Source organism: Methylothermaceae bacteria B42 (assembly GCA_001566965.1).
Lineage (GTDB): Bacteria > Pseudomonadota > Gammaproteobacteria > Methylococcales > Methylothermaceae > Methylohalobius.
Window position 1 is genome coordinate 1 of record LSNW01000012.1, and the last position, 24,324, is coordinate 24,324.

At 51.0% G+C, this 24,324-nt stretch carries 24 protein-coding genes; 15 read left to right on the forward strand and 9 right to left on the reverse strand.

Going from position 1 to position 24,324, the window contains the following annotated elements:
• The 5 genes from AXA67_00060 to AXA67_00080 form a co-directional block, all read left to right on the forward strand.
• The coding region (locus AXA67_00060; protein ID KXJ41238.1) for a methane monooxygenase/ammonia monooxygenase subunit C at positions 1–712 on the forward strand (712 nt) is incomplete at its 5' end.
• Between the two features lie 139 nt (positions 713–851).
• The gene (locus AXA67_00065) at positions 852–1,595 is read left to right on the forward strand and encodes a methane monooxygenase/ammonia monooxygenase subunit A (GenBank protein KXJ41239.1); all 744 of its coding nucleotides are present in this window, start codon (positions 852–854) and stop codon (positions 1,593–1,595) included.
• A gap of 49 nt (positions 1,596–1,644) precedes the next feature.
• Positions 1,645–2,889: a methane monooxygenase/ammonia monooxygenase subunit B gene (locus AXA67_00070; GenBank protein KXJ41240.1), complete on the forward strand. Its 1,245-nt coding sequence runs from the start codon at positions 1,645–1,647 to the stop codon at positions 2,887–2,889.
• Positions 2,890–3,048: 159 nt separating this feature from the next.
• On the forward strand, positions 3,049–4,467 hold the full coding sequence (locus AXA67_00075; GenBank protein ID KXJ41241.1) for a pyruvate carboxylase subunit A: 1,419 nt from the start codon (positions 3,049–3,051) through the stop codon (positions 4,465–4,467).
• A gap of 11 nt (positions 4,468–4,478) precedes the next feature.
• Positions 4,479–6,305 carry a pyruvate carboxylase subunit B gene (locus AXA67_00080; protein ID KXJ41242.1) on the forward strand — a complete coding sequence of 609 codons (1,827 nt, stop codon included), beginning with the start codon at positions 4,479–4,481 and terminating at the stop codon, positions 6,303–6,305.
• 43 nt (positions 6,306–6,348) lie between these two features.
• Here AXA67_00080 and AXA67_00085 read toward each other — a convergent pair whose 3' ends face one another.
• Genes AXA67_00085 through AXA67_00095 form a run of 3 tightly spaced genes read right to left on the reverse strand, consistent with a single transcriptional unit; the run spans position 6,349 to position 8,438 of the window.
• Entirely contained in the window at positions 6,349–6,741 is a 393-nt protein-coding gene (locus AXA67_00085) for a hypothetical protein (GenBank protein KXJ41243.1), read from the reverse strand.
• A 9-nt stretch (positions 6,742–6,750) separates the two neighbouring features.
• Positions 6,751–7,410, reverse strand: a complete 660-nt coding sequence (locus tag AXA67_00090) for a mannose-1-phosphate guanylyltransferase (GenBank protein ID KXJ41244.1) — start codon at positions 7,408–7,410, stop codon at positions 6,751–6,753.
• The gene (locus tag AXA67_00095; GenBank protein KXJ41245.1) at positions 7,407–8,438 is read right to left on the reverse strand and encodes a hypothetical protein; all 1,032 of its coding nucleotides are present in this window, start codon (positions 8,436–8,438) and stop codon (positions 7,407–7,409) included. The genes AXA67_00090 and AXA67_00095 overlap by 4 nt, the downstream gene beginning before the upstream one ends.
• Before the next feature lie 93 nt (positions 8,439–8,531).
• Between AXA67_00095 and AXA67_00100 the strand changes: the two genes are divergently transcribed.
• The 6 genes from AXA67_00100 (at position 8,532) to AXA67_00125 (ending at position 15,270) form a co-directional block, all read left to right on the forward strand.
• Entirely contained in the window at positions 8,532–11,159 is a 2,628-nt protein-coding gene (locus AXA67_00100) for a hypothetical protein (GenBank protein KXJ41246.1), read from the forward strand.
• Positions 11,143–12,468, forward strand: coding sequence for a molecular chaperone SurA (locus AXA67_00105; GenBank protein KXJ41247.1), 1,326 nt, complete (start codon positions 11,143–11,145; stop codon positions 12,466–12,468). Before AXA67_00100 ends, AXA67_00105 begins: the two co-directional genes overlap by 17 nt.
• Positions 12,461–13,519 carry a 4-hydroxythreonine-4-phosphate dehydrogenase gene (pdxA, locus tag AXA67_00110; protein KXJ41248.1) on the forward strand — a complete coding sequence of 353 codons (1,059 nt, stop codon included), beginning with the start codon at positions 12,461–12,463 and terminating at the stop codon, positions 13,517–13,519. The genes AXA67_00105 and pdxA overlap by 8 nt, the downstream gene beginning before the upstream one ends.
• Complete coding sequence (locus AXA67_00115; GenBank protein ID KXJ41249.1) at positions 13,509–14,294, forward strand: rRNA methyltransferase; 786 nt, start codon at positions 13,509–13,511, stop codon at positions 14,292–14,294. Before pdxA ends, AXA67_00115 begins: the two co-directional genes overlap by 11 nt.
• Before the next feature lie 158 nt (positions 14,295–14,452).
• Positions 14,453–14,866, forward strand: a complete 414-nt coding sequence (locus AXA67_00120; GenBank protein ID KXJ41250.1) for a hypothetical protein — start codon at positions 14,453–14,455, stop codon at positions 14,864–14,866.
• An 11-nt stretch (positions 14,867–14,877) separates the two neighbouring features.
• Positions 14,878–15,270, forward strand: coding sequence for a glyoxalase I (locus AXA67_00125; GenBank protein ID KXJ41251.1), 393 nt, complete (start codon positions 14,878–14,880; stop codon positions 15,268–15,270).
• A 153-nt stretch (positions 15,271–15,423) separates the two neighbouring features.
• Here AXA67_00125 and AXA67_00130 read toward each other — a convergent pair whose 3' ends face one another.
• The 6 genes from AXA67_00130 to AXA67_00155 form a co-directional block, all read right to left on the reverse strand.
• Positions 15,424–15,852: a hypothetical protein gene (locus AXA67_00130; protein KXJ41252.1), complete on the reverse strand. Its 429-nt coding sequence runs from the start codon at positions 15,850–15,852 to the stop codon at positions 15,424–15,426.
• 95 nt (positions 15,853–15,947) lie between these two features.
• On the reverse strand, positions 15,948–16,241 hold the full coding sequence (locus tag AXA67_00135) for a hypothetical protein (protein KXJ41253.1): 294 nt from the start codon (positions 16,239–16,241) through the stop codon (positions 15,948–15,950).
• A gap of 3 nt (positions 16,242–16,244) precedes the next feature.
• A complete protein-coding gene (locus AXA67_00140) occupies positions 16,245–16,577 on the reverse strand; it encodes a pseudouridine synthase (protein ID KXJ41254.1) in 333 nt (110 codons plus the stop codon).
• Entirely contained in the window at positions 16,574–17,512 is a 939-nt protein-coding gene (locus AXA67_00145) for a hypothetical protein (protein ID KXJ41349.1), read from the reverse strand. Before AXA67_00145 ends, AXA67_00140 begins: the two co-directional genes overlap by 4 nt.
• Before the next feature lie 43 nt (positions 17,513–17,555).
• Entirely contained in the window at positions 17,556–18,122 is a 567-nt protein-coding gene (locus AXA67_00150) for a hypothetical protein (protein KXJ41255.1), read from the reverse strand.
• 52 nt (positions 18,123–18,174) lie between these two features.
• Complete coding sequence (locus AXA67_00155) at positions 18,175–19,635, reverse strand: exodeoxyribonuclease I (protein ID KXJ41256.1); 1,461 nt, start codon at positions 19,633–19,635, stop codon at positions 18,175–18,177.
• Between the two features lie 68 nt (positions 19,636–19,703).
• Here AXA67_00155 and AXA67_00160 point away from each other — a divergent pair, with 68 nt between their 5' ends.
• The 4 genes from AXA67_00160 (at position 19,704) to AXA67_00175 (ending at position 24,307) form a co-directional block, all read left to right on the forward strand.
• Positions 19,704–21,173: an IMP dehydrogenase gene (locus AXA67_00160; protein ID KXJ41257.1), complete on the forward strand. Its 1,470-nt coding sequence runs from the start codon at positions 19,704–19,706 to the stop codon at positions 21,171–21,173.
• Positions 21,174–21,178: 5 nt separating this feature from the next.
• Positions 21,179–22,750 carry a GMP synthase gene (gene guaA / locus AXA67_00165; protein ID KXJ41258.1) on the forward strand — a complete coding sequence of 524 codons (1,572 nt, stop codon included), beginning with the start codon at positions 21,179–21,181 and terminating at the stop codon, positions 22,748–22,750.
• 348 nt (positions 22,751–23,098) lie between these two features.
• Positions 23,099–23,548 (forward strand): hypothetical protein, encoded by a 450-nt coding sequence (locus AXA67_00170; protein KXJ41259.1) that lies wholly within the window; start codon positions 23,099–23,101, stop codon positions 23,546–23,548.
• A gap of 297 nt (positions 23,549–23,845) precedes the next feature.
• A complete protein-coding gene (locus AXA67_00175; protein KXJ41260.1) occupies positions 23,846–24,307 on the forward strand; it encodes a hypothetical protein in 462 nt (153 codons plus the stop codon).
• Positions 24,308–24,324 lie beyond the last annotated feature (17 nt).

Consider the following 24,324-nt stretch of genomic DNA (forward strand, 5'->3'; position numbering starts at 1 on the left):
GTGGGTCCGGTGGTATGAAGGGGTTTATGGCTGGAGTGCCGGCCTGGATTCCTTTGCGCCGGAATTTGAAACTTACTGGATGAACTTCCTGTACATTGAAATTGTGCTGGAAGTGGTGACAGCCTCGGTGCTGTGGGGTTATCTGTGGAAGACCCGTGACCGCAATCTGGATGCCTTGGCGCCGCGTGAAGAACTGCGTCGCAACTTCACCCATTTGATCTGGCTGGTGGCATATGCCTGGGCCATTTACTGGGGTGCGAGCTACTTCACCGAGCAAGATGGTACTTGGCATCAAACGATTGTTCGTGACACGGACTTCACGCCGAGCCACATCATCGAGTTCTACCTGAGCTATCCGATCTACATCATCACTGGCTTTGCGTCATTCATTTATGCCCACACCCGTCTTCCTTATTTTGCGAAGAAAGGGTTGTCCTTGGCATATTTGATCACCGTGGTAGGTCCTTTCATGATTCTGCCGAATGTTGGTTTGAATGAATGGGGCCATACCTTCTGGTTTATGGAAGAGCTGTTTGTAGCGCCATTGCACTATGGTTTTGTCTTCTTTGGCTGGCTGGCGCTGGCTATTTTGGGCGTATTGCTGCAAATTTTTGCCAGCTTCCTGGGCCTGATTGGCAAAGACCTGTGCGGTGATGTCTACGACGAAGCGGTATCTCGCGTAGGCGAAGACCAAGCAGTTTGGGCTGAGTAATTAAACTCAGATCAAACCGCGAAGGTTTAGGAGAATACTGGGGGACTGCCGGCGATGGTGGTCCTCCTGCCAGGGAGGCGAAGACAAGCAAATGCAAGCATTTGTAAAAAGCGACAACAAGAGAACTTGGAGGTAAGTAATGAGCACTTCGTCATCTGCGGTTCGGTCACACGCCGAAGCCGTACAAGTGTCCAGAGCAGTTGACTGGCTGGGCATTTTTATCCTGTTTATGGTACTGACTGGTTCCTATCACATTCATGGTATGTTGACCATGGGTGACTGGGACTTCTGGGCGGACTGGAAAGACCGCCGTTTGTGGGTTACGGTCTATCCGATTGTGATGATCACCTTCCCTGCAGCTGTGCAAGCTGTGATCTGGGAACGTTTGCGTCTGCCGTTTGGGGCGACCATTTGTATTCTAGGCATTCTGTTTGGGGAATGGATCAACCGCTATTTTAACTTTTGGGGTTGGACTTACTTTCCTGTGAACTTCGTGTTCCCGACCGCCGCGGTACACATGGCGATTTTCCTGGATGTGGTCCTGATGCTGTCAGGCAGCTTCCTGTTTACCGCCGTGATTGGTGGTTTGGGCTGGGGTCTGTTGATGTATCCGGGCAACTGGCCAGTGATTGCGCCCTTGCACGTACCTGTGGAATACAACGGTATGTTGATGTCAATTGCTGACATTCAAGGTTACCACTATGTTCGTACGGGTACCCCTGAGTACATCCGGATGGTAGAAAAAGGTACCTTGCGTACGTTTGGTAAAGACGTGGCGCCAGTATCCGCCTTTTTCTCTGGCTTCATGTCCATCCTGATCTACTTCATGTGGCACTTTGTGGGCCGCTGGTTCGGTACCGTGAAATTTGTCAAGAAGACTTGATGAATTATTATCCGGACAAACAACAACAGACAACACGAGGAGGAAATCAATGAAAATCCTAAGAGACAGGATCGCGCGCTGGTCGTTGGTAGGGGTACTGCTGACCCTGGCGGCGGCAGTCATGTACACCCCGACCGCATCGGCCCACGGCGAGAAATCCCAGGCGGCCTTCCTGCGGATGCGTACCATTCACTGGTTTGACCTGAACTGGTCGAAAGCCAGCGTTAACGTCAACGAAGAAGTGGAAATTTCTGGTAAATTCCACGTTTTCGAGGGCTGGCCGGAATCGGTGGATCCCCCCGAAGTATCGTTTTTGAACATCGGGATACCGGGACCGACCTTTATCCGTAAAGAGTCCTACATTGGCGACACCTTTGTCCCCCGCTCCGTGCGGTTGGAAATTGGTAACACCTACACATTCCGGGTAGTGCTGAAAGCACGTCGTCCTGGTGAGTGGCACGTTCACACCATGTTGAACGTTCAGGGCGGTGGCCCGATCATCGGGCCGGGTAAATGGATCACCGTGGAAGGCTCCATGAGTGATTTCAGAAACCCTATCACCACCTTGACGGGTCAAACCGTGGATCTTGAAACCTACAATCTGGGTAACACCTACTTCTGGCACGCTTTGTGGTATGCCATTGGTCTTGCCTGGATGTTCTATTTCATCAAGAACCCAGTGTTCTTGCCGCGGATGGTTATGGTCAATGCGGGTCGTGCTGACGAACTGATCACCCCGACCGACAAGAAAGTGGCAATGCTATTTGGCGCCGCCACCATCTTGATTGTGATCTTTGGGATGAGCAGTGCCAACAGCAAGTATCCTGTGACCATTCCGTTGCAGGCGGGTACTTTGCGTGGCATTAAGCCCATCGAACTGCCACCTCCCTCAGTGGATGTGAAGGTCGAAGAAGCCACCTATCGGGTACCTGGACGCGCCATGAAGATGGTATTGACCGTCACCAACAATGGCGACAGCGCGGTGCAACTGTGCGAATTCAATACCGCTTCTGTGCGTTTCATGAACCCGGAAGTGTGCGAAGACGATAGTGGCTATCCTGAAGACCTGTTGGCTGACGAAGGCTTGACGGTTGTACCGAATGATCCGATTGCCCCGGGTCAAACTGTGACCTTGGAAGTCACCGCATCGGATGCAGCGTGGGAAGTCTATCGTTTGGCTGACATTATCTATGACCCAGACAGCCGTATGGGCGGTATGCTGTTCTTCTATGATGAAGCTGGCAACCGTCAGATGGTGATTATTGATGCACCGTTAATCCCAACCTTCATGTAAGGGCGGGGGCCTTACGGTCCATCTTTAAAACAATAATAAGATATCTATATTCAAAGCCCCCTTAATCGGGGGCTTTTTTATGGACCAAATTTACAAGGAAAAAAACGCTCCAAAGGTTGTTAAGATAGGAGCATTTAAAAAGCTATTCAGGGATTAATAATGCTTCAAAAAATCCTTATTGCTAATCGCGGAGAGATAGCGGTACGCATTATCAGAGCCTGCGCCGAAATGGGCATACTATCCGTCGCTATTTTTAGTGAAGCTGATAGAAATGCATTGCATGTAAAAAAAGCGGATGAGGCTCATTGCGTCGGTGAAGATCCATTGGCTGGTTATTTGAATCCGCACAAATTAGTTAATTTGGCCCGGGAAACCGGATGTGACGCAATTCATCCGGGATATGGCTTTTTATCTGAAAATGCACAATTTGCAGAAATATGCACAAAACGCGGGATTCGTTTTATTGGTCCAAGCGCGGAAATTATAAAAGGAATGGGGGATAAGATAGCCGCGCGTAAGGCAATGATAGCCGCAGGCGTCCCGGTAGTACCCGGAAGTAAGGGAAACTTGCGAAATGTAGAAGAAGCCTTGGAGCTGGCTGATTCCATTGGCTATCCAGTCATGTTGAAGGCCACCTCTGGGGGAGGGGGCCGGGGCATAAGACGTTGTGACAATGCAATGGAGCTTAAAAAAAATTACAGCCGGGTTATTTCGGAAGCAACAAAAGCATTTGGAAACGCTGAAGTTTTCCTTGAAAAATGTATTGTCAACCCACGTCATATCGAAGTACAGATACTAGGGGATTCACAAGGAGACGTTATTCACCTTTACGAGCGGGATTGTTCAATACAGCGACGCAATCAAAAACTAATTGAAATAGCCCCATCCCCACAACTAGCCGAAGAGCAACGTGAAGCTATCTGCGAAATGGCTGTCAAGGCAGCGAAAGCTGTCAATTACACGAATGCAGGCACTGTGGAATTTCTACTGGATGATGAAGGGAATTTCTATTTCATGGAAATGAATACCAGAATACAGGTGGAACACACCATTTCTGAAGCAATCACCGGCGTGGATATTGTAGAAGAGCAAATACGCATTGCGTCAGGGTTAAGACTAAGATTTAGGCAAAAACAAATATCTAAACGTGGATATGCCATTCAATTCAGGATCAATGCCGAAGATCCGCGCAATGATTTTCTTCCGAGTTTTGGCCGAATAACAAGATATTACGCCCCGGGGGGGCCTGGAGTTAGAACAGATACCGCTATATATACAGGCTATGATATCCCCCCCTTTTATGACTCAATGATTGCCAAGTTGATAGTCTGGGCACTGGATTGGGGGGACGTGCTCGCCAGGGGGAAACGTGCACTGGAAGACATGGAAATTAGCGGAATTAAAACCACAAAAAACTATTACCAACAAATTTTGAATTCTGCTGAATTCAAACAGGCTAGGTTCAATACCGGCTATGTTGATACCCATCCGGAATTGCTTCGTTACTCGGAAAAACGAAGCAAAACCCATGTGGCGACAGCCATTGCCGCGGCCATTGCCGCACACGCTGGTCTATGAGGAGAGGTCGGATGCCAAAACTACATATCACTGACGTAATTCTGCGTGATGCCCATCAATCCCTAATCGCAACCCGGATGCGCACCGAAGATATGTTGCCGATTTGTCCAAAATTGGACCAAATCGGTTATTGGTCACTGGAGTGCTGGGGAGGAGCCACGTTTGACGCTTGCCTAAGATTCCTAAAAGAAGACCCGTGGGAAAGACTGAAACAATTGCGTGAGGCTCTACCTAACACTCAGACGCAAATGTTGTTGAGGGGGCAAAATCTCCTGGGCTATCGCCATTATGCCGATGACGTGGTGGAAGGCTTTATTGGAAGAGCGGCGGCCAACGGCATGGATGTTTTCCGAATCTTTGATGCGCTCAATGACCTAAGGAATCTGGAAAAATCCATCGAAGCCGTAAAACAATCCGGCAAACATGCGCAAGGGACGCTCTGTTACACCGTCAGCCCAGTCCACACCATAGACAGCTTTGTCGATCAGGCCAAAGAACTAGAACGCATGAATTGCGATAGTATCGCTATCAAAGACATGGCCGGACTATTGACTCCCCAAATGACCGAACAACTTGTGCGGGCGTTGAAATCCTCAGTAAAACTCCCGTTGCACCTACACTCCCATTCGACATCAGGATTGTCAGAAATGTGCCATTTACGGGCTGTCGAAAATGGTTGCGATCATATCGACGCCACCATCTCGTCTTTTGCCGGCGGCCCGAGTCACCCGCCTACGGAAAGCATGGTTGTGGCGTTTCAAGGCACTGAGCACGACACCGGTTTGGATTTAAGGGCGCTGGAAGAAATTGCACTTTATTTTTGGGAAGTGCGAAAAAAATATAAGCAATTTGAATTGGAGTACACCGGCGTGGATCCGCGGGTACATATCCATCAAGTCCCTGGCGGAATGATTTCTAATTTGTATCATCAACTCAAAGAACAAGGCGCACTGGAAAAACTCAACGAGGTGTTGGCTGAAATCCCCCGGGTCAGGAAAGATTTAGGTTATCCGCCTTTAGTCACCCCGACATCACAAATCGTAGGCACCCAGGCGGTGTTGAACGTTCTCACCGGCAAGCGTTATGGCACCATTACCAATGAAGTTAAACGTTACCTCCAAGGTGGTTATGGCAAGCCCCCGGGACCTGTCGATGAAACACTGCGACGGCAAGCCGTCGGGAAGGAAGAAATCATAGAGTGCCGCCCCGCGGATTTGATCCCGCCGGAAATGGAAACGTTGCGGCATGAAATTGGAGAGCTGGCTACCTCGGAAGAAGATGTGCTTACCTATGCCATGTTTCCGGATGTGGGCAGGCAATTCTTGGAACAACGGGCCAGTGGCAGTTTGCAGCCGGAACCGATAGCGCCACCTGCAGCGGAGGAAGGAGAAGCCCAAGTCGCCCCGACTGAATTCAATATACATCTTCATGGCGAAAGCTATCACGTCCGTGTCACTGGCGCAGGACCGAAACACCAACCGGAAAGGCACTTTTACATGGTCGTAGATGGTGTGCCGGAAGAGGTCATCATAGAAACACTGGATGAAGTAGTGCTGACCGGCGGTACTGAAGGCGCGGTGCCAAGGCGCCTTAGCAGTAAACGTCCAAAAGCAACGACGGAGGGCGATGTTACTTTATCAATGCCCGGTAATATTGTTGAAATATTGGTAAAAGAAGGGCAAGAAGTTAAAGCAGGAGAACCGGTTTTAATTGTGGAAACCATGAAAATGGAAACCGAAGTGCAAGCGCCAATCAGCGGAAAGGTGGTGGAGATCTATGCGGAAAAAGGCGACTCCGTTACCCCCCAAGAAGCCTTGATTCATATCGAGCCTGTCTAATCAAAGAGAAGCACGGCAGAAATTGGCTGCCAAATTTCAAGGGTTAAAACTCCGGTGGATTGCTTTCAATGGGCGGTATTCCCTCTGGATAAGCCGGTTTGTTATCTGTCAAACGCACCCACCCAACCACGATGCGGTAAACCATCCAAAGCATATCGGCAATGAGTATGACCATGCCCACCATCCACATCATGGAAATTGCAGCCAAAACACCCCACAGCAGGCTGAACCAAAAGGTACGGATTTGCCAAGTAAAATGGGACTCCACCCAGGTTCCTTTGGCTACCGGCGCCTTCATATAATCAATGATCAAAGCAGCGATATAAGTGATGCCAATCACAAAAGACGCCGCTTGCAAGGCATAGACAATCATGGCCCATTTTTTGGCTTCCTGAATACGCTGCTCTTGAGATAAATCAATAGTTTGGCTCATCATCCGCTCCTCTTATTGATGAAGTAAATCGCGCCATTTTTGCAAACGCTGTGGCGTACCGAGATCACTCCATAATCCTTGGTACAATTGTCCGCTGATCTGTCCTTTGGCGGCGGCCTTAAGCAGCATGGGCGCAATTGAAAACCTTCCAGGTTTACATTGACAAAAAAATGCCTTTCTGTAAATCCCTATCCCGCTAAAAGTAAACCGGGGCTGATCTTCCAGGCCAACACGGCCACCTTGCAAAGAAAAGTCACCACGGGGGTGATGTCTTGGGTTGGGCACCAAAATCAAGTGTGCTTTGGAATCGATAGTCTTGGGCAATTGCTGAAAAGGAAAATCCGTGGCAATATCGCCGTTCACCACCAAAAAGGGATCGCTCAACAAAGGCAACGCTTGGAAAATACCACCCCCAGTTTCAAGAGCCGCGGCAGGCTCGCGGGAATAAGTGATGGAAACGCCATACTGGCTGCCATTCCCCAAGGCAGTTCGGATTTTGTCTCCCAAGTAACCTAAATTGATCACCAAATCACAAAAGCCAGCGCGAGCAAGACTTTCAATCAGATAGACAATGATGGGCTTACCCGCCACCTCGATGAGGGGCTTTGGGAGAGAATCGGTTAATGGACGCAATCGCTCTCCACGTCCAGCGGCAAGAATCATCGCCTTCATGGAGATAAACGCCGGCGATTCACTGCTGTCATCACTTCCTGAGAAAGAAAGTGGGTAAAATCCTCGAATTCCGGGTCACGCCGGCAACTGGCCAAAAGCATTTTCAAAACCCGGGGAATATCCTGAAGATACTGCGGTTTTTGATCTCGCAACCACAATCTAACGAAGATACCGCAGGCTTTTAGATGGCGCTGAATGCCCATGCGGTCGAACCAAGATTGCCACTGGCGTGCATCGATAACACGACCCTGATCAAGCAATTGCTGGCGATAGCTCTCACGCCAGGCATCAACCCGATGTTGCGGCCACTCAATATAGCAATCTTTCAGCAGGGAAACCAGATCGTAGGTAATAGGACCTATGACGGCATCTTGAAAATCCAGAACGCCCGGCGTGTCATCATGAAGAACCATTAGATTGCGTGAATGAAAATCACGGTGCACGCATACTTGAGGTTGTTCCAGAGCGTTTTGTACCAGCATTTGACACACTCGCCGCCAAAGTCTGCCGGGAATCTCCAACGCCAACCAAGATGCCAAAAACCACTCCCGAAACAGCTCTAACTCTCTTTTGAGAAGCGCTTGATCGTATGCGGGTAATAAGGTGTTGCTGGCGTCTATACGGCATTGAATCTGTTCGAGAGCAGACATTGCTTGGTGATAAAAATAATCTGCGTTATTGCTGTTAAGCACGGAAAAATACGCTTGATCTCCAAAATCCTCTAATAACAAAAAACCACGCTTCAGATCACATTCAAAAACTTTCGGTACCCGAATGCCAGCTTGAGCAAACAGTTTCCCTACTTCCACAAAGCTCTCAACATTTTCCCGTTCCGGGGGAGCATCCATGACAATAAAGCTCTGCTGGCCGTGATTAATGCGAAAATAACGCCTGAAACTTGCGTCTCCCGCGACTGGAATCAAAGTGACTTGAGAAATATTGAGCACTGAGCCCAACCACGACGATAATGCATTAAAGCGCTCTGCTTTTGTATCAAATGCCGCATCAATGGCAGTAGAACTAGTCATCAAACTCCTTTGACCCTCATGTTAAAATGCCCAGTTTATCTCTAAACAAAGAATCCGCTCTCAAACATTTTGTAAAAGCAAAACAATATCAAGATGCCAGAACAACGCAAGGGGAAAAACATCAGGCTTTTGTATATTCTGGCCAGTGCTACAACGCTATATCAAATTCCCTCATCGGCTGGTATTGACAATGCTCAATGGGATTGTAAGCAACATGGAGAAGAATGGGTTTGTCTCCCACCCCAAAAAGCCCCTTCAGAACCTGTGCTTAAAAAAAAGACGCCACCAAATAGGCCTCAAGCCATCCCTCTCAAATCCGAAATTTCCGAAACCACCCCCAAAATTATTGTTGGGCAAGTGCCCACCATGCCCGAAGCCCCTTCCCTAGGAACGGATAAAAGCCAACCTGAGGGCTGGACCTGTTTAGCGGATGAAGCCCGCAGCGGTTGGCGATGTAAATTGAGAGGGACTGACCCTGGAGGTAAACCACGGCTAGCCGCTAGAAAAACCACTGAAGGCATTTTTGAGCTTCCCGCGACTTTTACCCCCCAGGATGAAAGAATTTTCGCCGATCTGCTTCGATTGCTTCCGCAAAATCCCTGGGAGAAATACTGTCAAAGCCGGTCGGCAACACTAGGCATTCGGGCAATGACACAATCGAGACAAAACCTGCCTCTCAAACTGGAATCGGATTTCAGCCAGTCTATTGATGACGAAATCTTGTTTTTCTCAGGCAACGTCAAGGTCGAGCGTGGCCAGCAAAAACTCTGGGCTGACGCATTAACTTATGACGATGTTGCCGAAACCGTCAATGCCTGGGACAGCGTGATCTATGAAGAGGAAGGCTTTATTTTTGCCAGCGACAGCGGTTTTCTGGATCTGGAAAATGACAAAGCCCGGCTACGCAATACCCGTTTTATTTTGAGCACCATTCCTGCCCGTGGTGTGGCCCGGCGCAGCCGCTTTGAGAGTGAGGCCCTCTCCCGCCATCACAGTGTCGCTTACACCACCTGCCCCCCTGGCAATGAGGATTGGGTATTACACGCCAAGGACTTGAAAATCAACCGCGAAGTAGGCACCGCCTTTGCCCATCATGCCTGGCTTGAGTTCAAAGGCGTGCCGTTTTTGTACTCGCCAGTTTTTGGCTATCCCATTGACGACCGGCGCATGACCGGCTTTCTAACGCCATCCTTTGGCCGGTCGGAAATCAACGGCATTGATTTTTCCATTCCTTATTACTGGAACATTGCCCCAAATTATGATTTGACCCTGATCCCCCGGATTCTTTCCCAGCGGGGATTCATGCTGGGAACTGAATTCAGATATTTGTTCAAACAAACCCGGGGCAGATTTGCATTTGAAATCTTGCCCTATGACACTATTAAAAATGCAACCCGTGGGCAACTGGCATTATTCAATCAAACCCGGTTTAACCCTTATTGGTCCAGCCATATCGATATCCGATATGTTTCGGACAAACACTACATCAATGACCTGGGCAACACCTTATCCATTGCCAGCAACCGGCACATGCGCAGCGAAGCCCGTATCGACTATCGTCAAGGTGGCTGGCACTTCCTGGCAAAGGCGGAAAATTGGCAAACCATCGATCCCAATATCCCCAAAAAATCTCAGCCATACCGAAGATTACCTCAGCTTAAACTGCGATATGATGCAAATCTAACACCTTGGTCCCATTTTAACTGGGACAGCGAATTTGTTTTCTTCCACCACCAAACCAATCTTAAAGGGCATCGGTTCGACGTCAATCCGAGCTTCTCCTTTCCCTGGAGAACGGCAGCGACATTTGTAATCCCGAAACTCAGTGTGCAGCATACCCGCTATTGGCTATTGGACCCCTCCGCAGACGGCAGAAAAAGAGATTCGCTCACCCGCACCATTCCCTATGCCTCTGTGGACAGCGGCATATTTTTAGAAAAATCCTGGGGGAAACGTTACTTGCAAACGCTTGAACCCCGAGTCTTTTATTTATATGTTCCCCGGCAAAATCAGGATGATATACCGGTTTTTGATACAACGACCTACGATTTCAACTTCAGCCAGCTTTTTAGAGACAACCGGTTTAGTGGGCGGGACCGGCGCGGGGACGCCAATCAATTTTCCGTCGCATTGACTTCCCGCTTCCTGGAATCGGAAACCGGCCGGGAACGTTTACGCGCCAGTGTCGGTCAGATTTACTACCTAAAGGACCGGCGAGTGACGCTGCCTGGCAAAAAGCCAGAAACCCGCCGCAGCTCCAATATTATTGGTGAGTTGGATTGGTTGCCGTGGGATGTTTTATCGCTGCGCTCTGGCGCGCAGTGGAACCCCCAAACCAACCGATTTGACCGGGGAGAAGCGTTATTACAGTACAAAGACACAGACGACTATATATTCAACCTGAGTTACCGCTTTCGGCGGAAACAACTGCGAAATATTGATGGCTCCTTCCGCTGGCTGGTTTATAACAATTTGCACATGGTTGGCCGCTGGCAGTATTCGCTGCGGGATAATATTACTTTGGAAAGCTTTCTTGGGGTAGAGCTGGAATCCTGCTGCTGGCGCTTGCGGTTGATTGGCCGCCATTATATTCGTGACATCCGTCGGTCTTCGGATAATGCCATCTTTGCCCAGCTGGAACTCAAAGGGTTGGCGACTTTGGGTAAACGGGTCGATCGATTCTTGGAGCGCAATATCCGTGGTTATGAGATTTCCGATTAAACGTATAAGCAGGCAATTTGTGAAACATTTATTTACTTTTTTACTACTGCCTTGGCTACTAACGGCTTGGCCAAATCTTACCCAGGGCGCAGTGCTTCTGGATCGAATCGTTGCGGTGGCAGAAGACGATGTCATTCTGGAAAGTGATCTACAGCAGCGGCTTCAAGCCCTAGAGCGCCAAATTATCGCCAGCGGCGCGCAACCCCCGCCCCGTGACATACTGCGTCGGCAAGTGCTCGAGCGGATGATATTGCACAGTTTGCAGCTTCAACTCGCTCAGAAGCAGGGAATACAAGTAGACGACGAGACCCTGCGCCAATCCCTATTAGAACTGGCGCGAGGCAACAACATGGATCTGGATACCTTTCGGCAAGCCATTGAAAATGAAGGCATGAATTATCCCGAGTTCGTCGAGAACCTGCGGGAAGAAATCATGCTCAACCGGCTGCGCGCCAGTCAAATTAACGCTCAAATTCAGGTGACGGAACGGGAAATCAATCATTTTTTAGAAACCGAGGCCAAAGGCGGCGGTGATACCGTTCGATACCGCCTTGGCCATATTTTGGTGGCGACCCCGGAAGCCGCTTCTCCCAAAGAGATTCAGAAAGCACAGCAAAAAGCGCAACGCATCTTTAAGGAACTTCAGCAGGGCTTGGATTTTCGCCAAACCGCCATGAGCGCCTCCGATGGCGCCCAGGCGCTAAAAGGTGGAGATTTGGGCTGGCGCAAGCTGAGTGAAATCCCCACCTTGTTTTCAGATGTCGTCCCCAAAATGAAAAAAGGGGAAATCCATCCTCCCATCCGAAGCCCCAGCGGCTTCCACATCATTAAATTGGTGGATATTCAAGGCGCCGACAAGCACATTATCACCGAAACCCATGTCCGCCATATTCTCATAAAAAACAATGAAATTATTGACGACGAAGAAGCCCGGAAGCGTCTGCGGCTGATCAAGCAACGCATCGAAAAAGGCGAGGATTTTGCAGCCCTGGCCCAGGCTTTTTCCGATGATCGGGCCACCAGTGTCAAGGGTGGTGATTTGGGTTGGATCACACCCGATGTCGTGGTGCCCGCGTTTGCCAAAGCCATGGAACAGCTTGAAATCAACCAGTTAAGCGAACCGGTACAAACGCCTTTTGGTTGGCATCTGATTCAAGTTTTGGGACGCAAAACCCGCGATGACACCCTGGAATTCCGCAAAAAAAGAGCCCGGGAGATTCTCATGCGCCGCAAGGCGGAAGAAGAAACCGAACGCTGGCTGCGCAAACTCCGGAGCGAATCCTACGTTGAAATCCATCTGAATGAATAGTCCCGTCCACATTGTCTTGACTTCCGGAGAACCGGCGGGGATCGGTCCCGATTTATGTTTGATGCTGGCGCAAAAGGATTTGCCCTGTCAACTTACGGTATTGGCTGACCCGGAAATTCTGCGGCAACGGATGGCCTGCCTGGGGCTGAATATCGAGCTTGTCGAAGGACCCGTTCCTGAGCTTCATCGGGCGGGCTGTTTATCGGTTTTACCTTGTCCCGCCGCCGCGCCAGTAACACCCGGCACGCTTGATCACACCAACGCCCGCTATGTTCTGGAAATGATTGAAAGAGCAGTGCAAGGGTGCCTTGCAAATGAATTCGATGCCCTGGTCACCGCCCCCGTTCATAAAAGCATTATCAACGATGCTGGCGTGCCTTTCAGTGGGCACACTGAATTTATCGCCGAAATCACCGGCGGGCAGCCGGTGATGATACTGACCACGGGATTGCCCTCGCAATTGCGGTCTAAGTTCAAGCGTTCACCCGCGCCGTTAGCGGGTACAATTCCAGCCGGGAGTTTTCGTCCCTCTCTCTGGGTTGCTCTGGTAACTACCCACCTGCCTTTGGCTCAGGTGCCAGGTGCTATTACGCCTTCAAAACTTACCCGAACCCTGGAAATTTTATATTCAGACTTGCAGTATAAATTTCAACTGAAAGATCCCGTGATTGCCGTGCTGGGACTCAATCCCCATGCCGGAGAAAGCGGGCATTTAGGTACCGAGGAAATAGAAACCATCTCCCCCGTTTTGGATACCTTCCGAGCCAAAGGCTGGCAACTGCTAGGGCCGCTTCCGTCGGATACGGCCTTCACCCCCCAATACCTTTCCCAAGCGGATGTATTTTTGGCCATGTACCACGATCAAGGCCTAACCGTACTGAAATATGCTGGATTTGGCCGTGCGGTCAATATTACGCTGGGGCTGCCTATCATCCGTACCTCTGTTGATCACGGCACCGCCTTGGATCTTGCGGGCAGCGGCCAAATCGATTGCGGCAGCCTGGAACGCGCCGTACAGTGCGCCATTGAACTGTGTCTCCATGCCGCATAAAGCCCGCAAGCGCTTCGGCCAGCATTTCCTACACGACACCTACGTACTTTCGCGAATCGTATCCGCCTTACCGCAACAACTCAATCAACATTTGGTGGAAATCGGCCCCGGACGAGGCGCGCTGACTTCACTATTGCTAGACCGCTGCCAGCATCTGGATGTGATAGAAATTGATCGGGACTTGGTTAAAATTCTTGAGAGTCGCTATGCCGGCAACGAGAAAGTGACCATTCATAGCGCCGATGCTTTGCGCTTTGATTATGCTTCCTTGATCCCTGAAGGGGAAAAATTCACCCTGGTTGGTAATTTGCCCTACAACATATCCACCCCTTTGTTGTTTTACTTGTTTGAATACAAACCCGTCATTAACGAAATGGTATTTATGCTGCAAAAAGAAGTGGTGGATCGTCTAAGCGCCTCGCCTGGCAACAAACAATACGGCAGGCTCAGCGTCATGGCCCAATATCATTGCCGGATTGAAAAGCTGTTTTCCGTCAGCCCCGGCAGTTTTAACCCGCCCCCCAAAGTGACGTCCGCTGTGGTCAGACTAATTCCCTATCCGTCGCCCCCGGTTGCCACCGGAGATTATGATGTTTTTGCGCAAGTGGTTTCCGCGGCCTTTGGCCAACGCCGCAAGACGTTGAGAAACTCGCTCAAAACCCTGCTTTCCGTGGAAGAAATCGCCTCTGCCGGCATAGACCCCAAAGCTCGCGCGGAAACCTTAACATTGGAAGAGTTCGCCAATTTAAGCCTGTTTTTGTCAAATAAGACATGACTCTCAGGACCCCATCATCTATTCAGACCACCTTCCCCGGCAATCAATACTTGTACGTGTTTAAATGACGCGGCTCTATCATGACTCTGTACAGGGTTGGCTCCTTTGCGAGATAATGGACAGTTAAGATCCACCAACCATTTACCACACTTAAAATCATGAAAAAAATATTATTTTTGATTCTGGTTGCACTGCTAATTGGCGGTTGTTCCTACAAGGAACGCAACGAATTTGAAGAAAAACTCGCCGCCCGCCTGGCGACTGACGAAGATCTCAAGGATTACAACTTGGATCCCAATGAAGTTGCCGAATGCGTCACCAGCGAAATCGCCAAAACACTGCCGGGCTTTCGAGGAACGCCGGCCCGAAAACCCTATTGGGAGGCCTATGCCAGTTTCGAAAGCTCCCGAAATACAGAAGAAGGCTTTGACGCCATCAAGAAAGCGGCCAAGGTTTTCGGGTCAGAGAAAAAGGCCAGCGCTGCTGCCCTCAGCATTACCGAATACATCATGCATTGCATGGGTAAATTGATCGAATCCAGCGCTCCATCCGGTTCTAAAGCGTCCGAATAGGAGGGTCACCGATGCGAATTTTGCACACCATGCTTCGGGTAGGAGACCTGGACAAATCCTTGCACTTTTACACGGAAGTCTTGGGAATGAAATTACTGCGAAAACGGGATTATCCCGAAGGGAAATTTACCCTGGCCTTTGTGGGTTATGGCGATGAGCAACGCAATACTGTTTTGGAACTGACCTACAACTGGGACACCCACCATTACGATTTGGGCAACGGCTTCGGCCATATTGCCATTGAAGTGGACGATGTCTATGAAGCGGTGGAGAAAATCCGGGACAAAGGCGGAAAAGTAGTGCGCGAGCCGGGCCCGATGAAACACGGCAATACCATCTTGGCATTCGTGGAAGATCCAGACGGTTACAAAATCGAATTGCTCAGCCCTGGGCGGAAGGATTAGTATCTGTTCACGGAAAATGCGAGCATCATTCCCGCAAAAGCGGGAATCCAGATGTCAGAGCACGGCTATTGTCAAGCCGGTGGAGCCGAGCAGAATTTAATAGTTCCGCGATAAGCGGAGTGAGCGTCCGATTAAGTGGATTGTTAGCAAAAATTACCTATTACATGGACAGATTCTATATGGATCAAGTAGTTTTTTTGCTTGCTTACTAAGGGATGGAAAATGATATTCACCTCGATCTCTCCAAGACTTCGTATTTCCAACATTTGTTTCTGATATAAAAATATCCAATACCTGATCATGAGGAAAGAGATACCAGATACCATCCTCTTGGAATACCATAAACAAGTCCTTTCCACAATATTTCTTCGAAAACATCAGGCGCCCTTTAAGCTGAATCTTTATGAAAACTTCACCATCTATATGTTGGGCGATGAAGTCGGCACCTCGCCAATCATCGCTGAGTCGAAGCGTCATGAAGCCATAATCAGCTAACACAGCCGATATTTTTTGATAATTGAAATTCTCTTTCTGCTTCGCGTTTAGAGAATTGTAGTCAATAGGAGTGAGCTTTAGATCCATTTTATTTTTACGCTAACAGGGGATTATGGAGAACCCTCTTGAACCGGTGAACGCTTACAAAGATAAAAAGCCGGATCATCCCACCTTTGGTCCAGTTACCCTTGATCCTCATCCAGCCACTGTTGTAAAGCGGCAATAATGTTTTTCGCCTGCTCGCGGCTGGAAATATTGAATTTGGAGCGCTGTTGATATTCCCCATCACGCTTTTGGTAGCGGCGGATGGTAAATTTTTCCGGTCCATACTCTTGCTTGCGGGCATCCCAATCCTGGTATCGGAACAAGATGGTCGTCCACGCCCCTTTGGAAAGGATGACTTTATCCAGTTCCTTGACGGTCTGGATATCCCCATCGGTGTAATTTATGGTGAGTTCTTCAGGTTTGCTGGCCATAGACTATTGCTTGCTCAATAAGTTATCGAATTCTTCTAATAGACTGATTAACTGACGGCTATCGGTGTCTGTGCCGGCAAACCACTCTTCCGCCAATGGGGCTATGCCGCTTTGGGTGGGCAGTGGCTGGCCAGCTTCAATCAAGGTCTTCATGCGCTCTATGAGCACAAATTGCAACCACTGATGAAAATCCAGGGTATCGCAACAAAAGGGCAACTGGCTGGCAAGCGCTTCCGCAGAGGGAGGCTTTTGTTGCCACAACCCCAGCCGGCGCAATTCCGCCTCCAATCGTAACAGGATATCCGCCGCTTGTTTCAGTCTGTCCAACTCAGTCATTGAGACGGAATAAAGCGGCCAAACGCGCGGGTTCCATCCCCCACGGGAATGGTTTGCAACGGCTTTTGTTTCAATGCATCAATGACGGAAACCGTATTGCTGAACCAGTTCGCCACATAAACCCGGCGGTCATCTGGGTGGGTGGCAATACCCTCGGGATATTCACCCACATCCAACGTGTTGACGACTTTCAAGGTTTCCGCATTGATAATTGAAACCGTATCGTCGTATTGATTCGTTACCATTACCCATTTACCGCCGCCGGCGACAGCAATCGCATAGGGCCGTTCCCCTACGGCAATGGTGGTGACAGGACGCAGGGTTTTGGAATCCAGCACGGTAATATCATTGCTAATGACGTTGGCGGTATACAGTCGATGATGGGTTTCATCCAGGGTAATGCCGAAAGGGTGTTTGCCCACTTTGCGTGTAGCAACGACTTTGAGCGTTGGGGCGTCAATCACAGAGACCGAATCACTGTCCCGGTTGGCCACGTAAATCCGCTTGCCATCCAGGCTGACTTCAATGCCTGAAGGCGATTTCCCCACCGGAATCTTGGCAATTACCTTCATTTTGGGGATATCGATAACGGAAACATAATGCTCGTACCAATCAGCCACGTAACCGCGTTTTCCAGTTTGGTCGATGGCCACCCCCAAGGGGCCTTCGCCGACTTTTATAGTGCCAATGATTTTGAGCTTGTTGCCATCAAGCACCGTCACATCTTTGCTGGCCGGGTTGGATATCAAGACAACTGATCCATCCCCGCTGACTGCCACGCCGGAAGGTTTGGAACCCGCCTTTATGGTGGTGACGACTTTGTTGCCGTCGGTATCAATCACCGTCACACTATCGTCGCTTTGATTGGTAACAAAGGCATAAGGTTTGGCTTGCGCCAACTGGGCACAAAAAAAGAGGGCGGCTGACGCCGCCACTACAATACCGATAGGGTGAAACAAATGTCTTATCATGATGGTGTTAATTTTCAGCCAGTTTCTTCAAATTTTCCAAACCGCTTTTATACAACTCAGTGACGGCTTGAATGGCAGCATCTTCATTCATTTCTTCGGGCGGATTGTTATTCATGTAAGCACGATAGAAAGCGCCTTTCCAAATCACCTTGGCACCATCGCCGCTTTTTTTGACCTGAAAGGTCGATGAGTAGTTCGCCACTGGCAAAACTGGCACTTCAATCTCCTGGCTGGCGTGGACTATTTTCTTGGCGGCGCTCATGTCTTTAATCTTATAGGAATACATCATTTTGTCGGCATTATATTTTTTCAGCTCTTCGACAACCTCACCGCCGCCTTCCAGCTTCAAAATCCGCTTGCCGCCTTTTTCATTACCGCCTTCTGCCGTGCAACTCACCACTTTGGGGTGCCACTTTTCGATACTGCAAAAATCCTTGACCAGTTCCCATACTTTATCTGCCGGCGCGTTGATATCAATCGCTTCCTGAATCTTTTGACGTACCGGACCGTGTGCCTGGGCTGAGGCCATCCAGAACAAAACCAGTAATGGGAACAAAGCAGTAAGTTTACGCATATCTCCTCCAAGCATTCGAATTCGACTAAAAAGTGAAAATCATGACAGGGTTTTAGTCAGAAGGCAATGGATGTATATCGGGAAGCAGCATCCGTGCATAGTCTTCCAGTGCTTTCAAAATAGCCTTATGGGTCTGAATAGTCTCTGAATCCCGGCGCAATGATTGCAGCCGCGCCCAAAATTCATCCCAAACAATACTGGCCCCGCCGCTGGGGTCAAGCAAACGCTGGCGGCGGAAGTGTTGCCAACGGTTTTGCTCTTCCGGATTCAACGTATCGGGATAATTTCTCGCCCGGTAACGAAAAACCATTTCCGGCAACCTGGGATCGTCAAATTCCAATGCCAAACGACCAAGACGCTCCGGCGGCAAAGCACGTATCCGCGCCATCCTGGCCCTGTCAGCATCGCTGAAAAAACCACCGCTATATAACATCAAATCGGGATCTGAGAGTGTTTCCATTTCACGTGATTGGGACAGTTCGGTGAGCGCTCCCTCCCAAAAACCCCGGTGTTTTTTCAATGCCTCGAGGTGGCGCAGGCATTGGGCAAGCTCAATGCCTAACCGTTGTTGATCCTGTTTGCGTAATACTTCCAGCGGGGCCAATACCGGGCAGCGATTTACCCTGACGGTTTTCACCGGCAATCTTTCCATGCCCTCGGGCAAATCTTCCCGGCGGGTGAACAAACGCTCCCGGAGATCGTCCACTGATAAATGATGAAACTGTGCCGGATCCACTGCCAGGTCATAGACAAAAACCCCATTGGGATTGTTTGGATCCAGCGCCAATGGCGCCACCACCGCCAAACAACCTTGTTTGGCCGGATATTTCTCAGAAACGTGGAGGACCGGACGCATGTCCTTTAAGTCCAGCCATTTCCATGCCTCGCTTTTTCGCCGGTGACGAAAACAGAATTCATAGAGTTTAGGTTGCCTGTCTTTAAGCAGGCGAGCCAAGGCAATGGTGGCTTCCACATCCGCCAAGGCATCGTGGGCACCATGATGTTCGATCCCGTTGGCAACCGTGAGATGCTCCAGCTTGAAACTGGGGGCGCCGTCATCCCGCTCCGGCCAAACGATACCTTCGGGGCGCAGGGCGTAAGTGAGGCGCATGACATCAATCAGATCCCAGCGGGAGTTGCCATTGCGCCATTCCCGGGCATAGGGATCCATTAAATTGCGGTAAAGGGTATAACGGGTGACTTCGTCATCGAAACGAATGGTGTTGTAGCCGCTAACGCAGGTCTCAGGCTGAGAAAATTCCGCATTGATTTGAGCGATAAATTCTGCTTCACACACACCTTTTTCAAGCGCCTGCTGAGGCGTGATGCCGGTGATAAGGCACGCTTCCGGCTGGGGCAGAAAATCATTGGCGGGGCGGCAATATAACACCAGCGGCCGGCCCACGGGGTTCAAATCCTCGTCGGTGCGAAGCCCCGCAAACTGAGCAGGCCGGTCCCTGGCGGGATCGGTGCCAAAGGTTTCATAATCATACCAATAGAAGGTGGGCGGCATTGTCGATTAACCTTATGATTCAATCAGGTATAATAATCAGATTTACTTGACGCCATGGTACGATACTTATGCGCATTCTAGAAGAAGCTATTACCTTCGACGACGTACTGCTGGTTCCCGCCTATTCCAACGTGCTACCCCGCGAGGCGGATTTGACCACCCAGTTAACCCGCAAGATTCAACTGAATCTGCCCTTGCTGTCCGCCGCCATGGATACGGTGACAGAAGCCCGCCTTGCCATCACCCTGGCCCAGGAGGGTGGCATCGGTATTATCCACAAAAACATGACTGCGGAGCAGCAGGCAGCTGAAGTCCGCAAAGTAAAAAAATACGAAAGCGGCATCATTAAAGAGCCGATTACGGTATCACCCAATGTCACCATCCGGGAAGTGATTGAACTGATGCGCAGCAAGAATATTTCCGGCGTTCCTGTTGTGGAAGAGGGTAATCATTTGATTGGCATCGTCACCAACCGGGATCTTCGTTTTGAAACCCGCTTTGACGAACCCGTCGCCAAGGTAATGACGCCCAAAGAACGGCTCATCACGGTCCAGGAAGGCTCGCCGAAAGAAGAGGCCATTCGCTTGCTGCACCAACACCGGATTGAAAAAATTCTAGTGGTGAATGATGCCTTTCAATTGAGCGGCTTGATTACGGTCAAAGACATTCAAAAAGCCAAGGATTATCCCCGTGCCTGTAAAGACGAGCAGGAACGACTGCGGGTTGGCGCCGCGGTAGGCGTGGGCGCGGGTACGGAGGAGCGGGTCGCGGCATTGGTGAATGCCGGCGTGGATGTCATCGTCGTGGATACCGCCCACGGCCATTCCCAAGGGGTGCTGGACCGCGTGCACTGGATCAAGCAGCACTACCCCCAAATTCAGGTGATTGGCGGCAATATCGCCACGGGCGAGGCGGCGCTGGCGCTAAAACAGGCAGGCGCGGATGCCGTCAAAGTCGGCATTGGTCCCGGCTCCATTTGTACCACCCGGGTGGTGGCAGGAGTGGGCGTTCCCCAAATTTCAGCCATTGCCAATGTCGCCCAAGCTTTAAAAGACAGTGGCATTCCCCTGATTGCCGATGGTGGCATCCGCTATTCCGGCGATGTGGCCAAGGCTTTGGCCGCCGGCGCCCACTGCGTCATGATGGGCAGCCTGTTTGCCGGTACCGAGGAAGCTCCCGGCGAGGTGGAGCTGTATCAGGGGCGCTCCTATAAAACCTACCGGGGCATGGGCTCCCTGGGCGCCATGTCTCAACAACAGGGTTCCAGTGACCGTTATTTCCAGGAAGACGCCGACGCCATCGAAAAACTGGTGCCTGAAGGTATCGAAGGGCGCGTTCCCTACAAGGGCAGTGTTGTTAATATCATCCATCAATTGGTGGGCGGTATCCGCGCCAGCATGGGTTATGCCGGCTGCCGCACCATCGCCGAACTGCATGAAAAGGCTCAATTTGTCCGCATCACCGGCGCAGGGGTGCGGGAGAGTCACGTGCATGATGTCACCATTGTCAAAGAAGCCCCCAACTACCGGCTGGATTGAAGCAAATGGATATTCACGCCTATAAAATTTTGATCCTGGATTTTGGCTCGCAATACACCCAACTTATCGGCAGGCGGCTGCGGGAAATTGGGGTTTACTGTGAAATCCATCCCTACGATTGGGATGAACAAGCCATCCGGGATTTCAAGGCCAATGGCATCATTCTTTCCGGCGGACCGCGAACGGTTACCGAGGACTTCACCCCCCGGGTTCCGCAGGTGGTTTTTGAATTGGGGGTGCCGGTGCTGGGTATCTGTTACGGCATGCAAACCATGGCGGCCCAACTTGGCGGCAAGGTCGAATCTTCCCGCAAACGGGAATTTGGCTATGCCCAGGTGCGCGCCTGTGGCCATTCACCGCTGCTGGAGGGCATTGAAGATCACACCACGCCTGATGGCGATGCTCTGTTGGATGTATGGATGAGCCACGGCGACCGGGTCACTGAACTGCCACCGGGTTTCAAGGTGATCGCCACCACCGATGATGCGCCGATTGCCGGCATGGCGGACGAATCCCGGCATTTTTACGGCTTGCAGTTTCACCCGGAAGTCACCCATACCCGCCAAGGGGAGCGCATCCTGGCCCGCTTCGCCTTGGAAATCTGCCAGTGCGAGCCGGTCTGGTTGGCAGAGAACATTATCGAAGAAAGCATTCAAACCATCCGCCGCCAAGTGGGCAAGGAAAAAGTGCTGCTGGCCCTGTCCGGCGGTGTGGATTCTTCGGTGGTAGCCGCGCTGCTGCACAAAGCCATCGGCGACCAGCTCATCTGTGTCTTCGTGGATACCGGCCTTTTGCGCCTGCACGAAGGCGATCAAGTGATGGGAACGTTCGCCAAACACATGGGCGTACACGTGATCCGGGTGAATGCCGCGGATCGTTATTTCGAAGCGTTAAAAGGGATTGCCGACCCGGAAGAAAAACGCGCCATCATCGGCCGCTTGTTTATCGAGATCTTCGAGGAAGAGGCCAGCAAACTCCAAGACGTGCAATGGCTGGCCCAGGGAACCATTTATCCTGATGTTATCGAGTCCGCCGGCGCCAAAACCGGCAAGGCCAATCTCATCAAATCCCATCATAATGTGGCCGGACTCCCGGCCAGCATGGAACTGAAACTCATCGAACCTTTGCGGGAACTGTTCAAGGACGAAGTGCGCCAACTCGGCCTGGAATTGGGACTGCCCTATGAAATGGTTTACCGCCATCCCTTTCCCGGTCCCGGCCTTGGCGTGCGTATATTGGGCGAAGTCAGGCGGGAGGAAGCCGACATCCTGCGCCTGGCGGACGATATTTTTATCTCGGAACTCCGCAAGCACGACCTTTACGACAAAGTCAGCCAGGCGTTCGCGGTCTTTCTTCCCGTGCGCTCTGTCGGCGTGATGGGCGACAAGCGCAGTTACGACTATGTGATTGCCCTGCGCGCCGTGGAAACCGTCGATTTCATGACCGCCCGCTGGGCTCACCTGCCCTATGATTTTCTCGACGTGGTTTCCCGGCGAATCATCAATGAAGTCCAAGGCATTTCCAGAGTCGTCTATGACGTTTCCGGCAAACCACCGGCGACTATTGAGTGGGAGTGATTGGCACGGGCCAGCATTTTGGCCTGGGACTTCAAGATCTCGCAATCAGACGTTAAGTGATGAAGATATAGCTGCAAGAATAGTGGTTTCTGTCTGAATTGTGGCGCATGGTGTATGGCCGAGGGCGCAGCGCTGCCCAATGACGCAAATGCGAGCGAGTTCGGTCACCTGCTGCAGGGCATAAGGTGTTTACCCGGCAAACACGCTGGCCTGTGATGAACCCTTTGGCGACAAGGTAGCCAGATTCTCGCTGCATGCCGAAGCGGGTGGATAGTAGCGCTGGTGGAAAGCTTGACATACGATGGCGCGGTACTTATTTTACTAGAACCACACTACAGGAGAAGGGCGATGCACGGCCGCACATTGGTGACGGGGACATTGATGATAGCGCTGGGCGTGATCGCGAGCACCGCCGGCCTGCGGGAGATGGACAAGTTGCGCGAGCTGCGCGAATATGGCCTTCGTGCCTCGGCGCGAGTAGTGGAGATCGACAGCTATAGGGAAAAGGTTACGAGCCCCATCAGCTATATCCCGGTTTTGGAATGGACCACTGCCGATGGTCACACAGTGCGCGTGCAGGCCGGCTTCTCTTCACCGCAACAAAGCAGCTGGCGCATAGGCGAGCGCTTTTCGGTACGCTATGACCCGCAGCAGCCGGACCAGCGCTACCTGGTGGAGCGCCCGGACCGGCCGGCACTGTCCCGCCTAGTTGACCACCTAGGCCTGGTCATCGGCGGCATCTTCCTGCTGACGGGCTTGGCCATCTTCGTCATGGGCCTACGCCGACACAGTCGATAGGAAAGACCCATGGAACGAAACCTTCTTCAGCCAGCTTTTTCGCGCGCCCTCCGGGCAAGTGGGCCTTTCCGCCCTCGACCCGTTCGAGACTTTGGGCCGGGGATCGAAAAAGCAGGCGAAGAAACTGATCCGCCGTAACCTAACGCATAGGTGAACTAATGTACGCCGTTAATTTTTTCCAGCTAGAAGCTTGATGGCATCTATCCAGGCCGCCAACAGCCGCAAGGAAGACAAGAACATCTAATTCAAACCTCAAAAACTTAAAGCCGCGTAATCTTTTTAAGAATAATCGCAAATATGACTGGCATCACCCCCCGGGATGAAATGTGGATGCGGCGGGCTTTGGCGCTGGCCGAAGAAGCAAAGCGGCACGGAGAAGTCCCGGTGGGCGCCGTTTTGATTAAACGGGGGGAAATGATTGCCGAAGGGTTTAATCGGCCCATTGCAAGCCATGATCCTACTGCCCACGCGGAAATTGTGGCATTGCGCCACGCCGCCCTTGCCTTAAAAAATTACCGCCTACCCGATACCACGCTTTACGTTACCTTGGAGCCTTGTCCCATGTGTCTGGGCGCGATGATTCACGCCCGTATCGGCAAGCTTGTCTATGGCGCGCCGGATCCCAGGCAAGGCGCCGCTGGCAGTGTTTTTTCCCTGCATGACTCGCGGAATCTCAACCACCGAATCCAAGTCCTTGGTGGCGTTTTGGCGCAAGAATGCGGGCAGCTTCTAAAGGATTTTTTTGCTATGCGGCGATGATTATTCTGTTGTGCCGT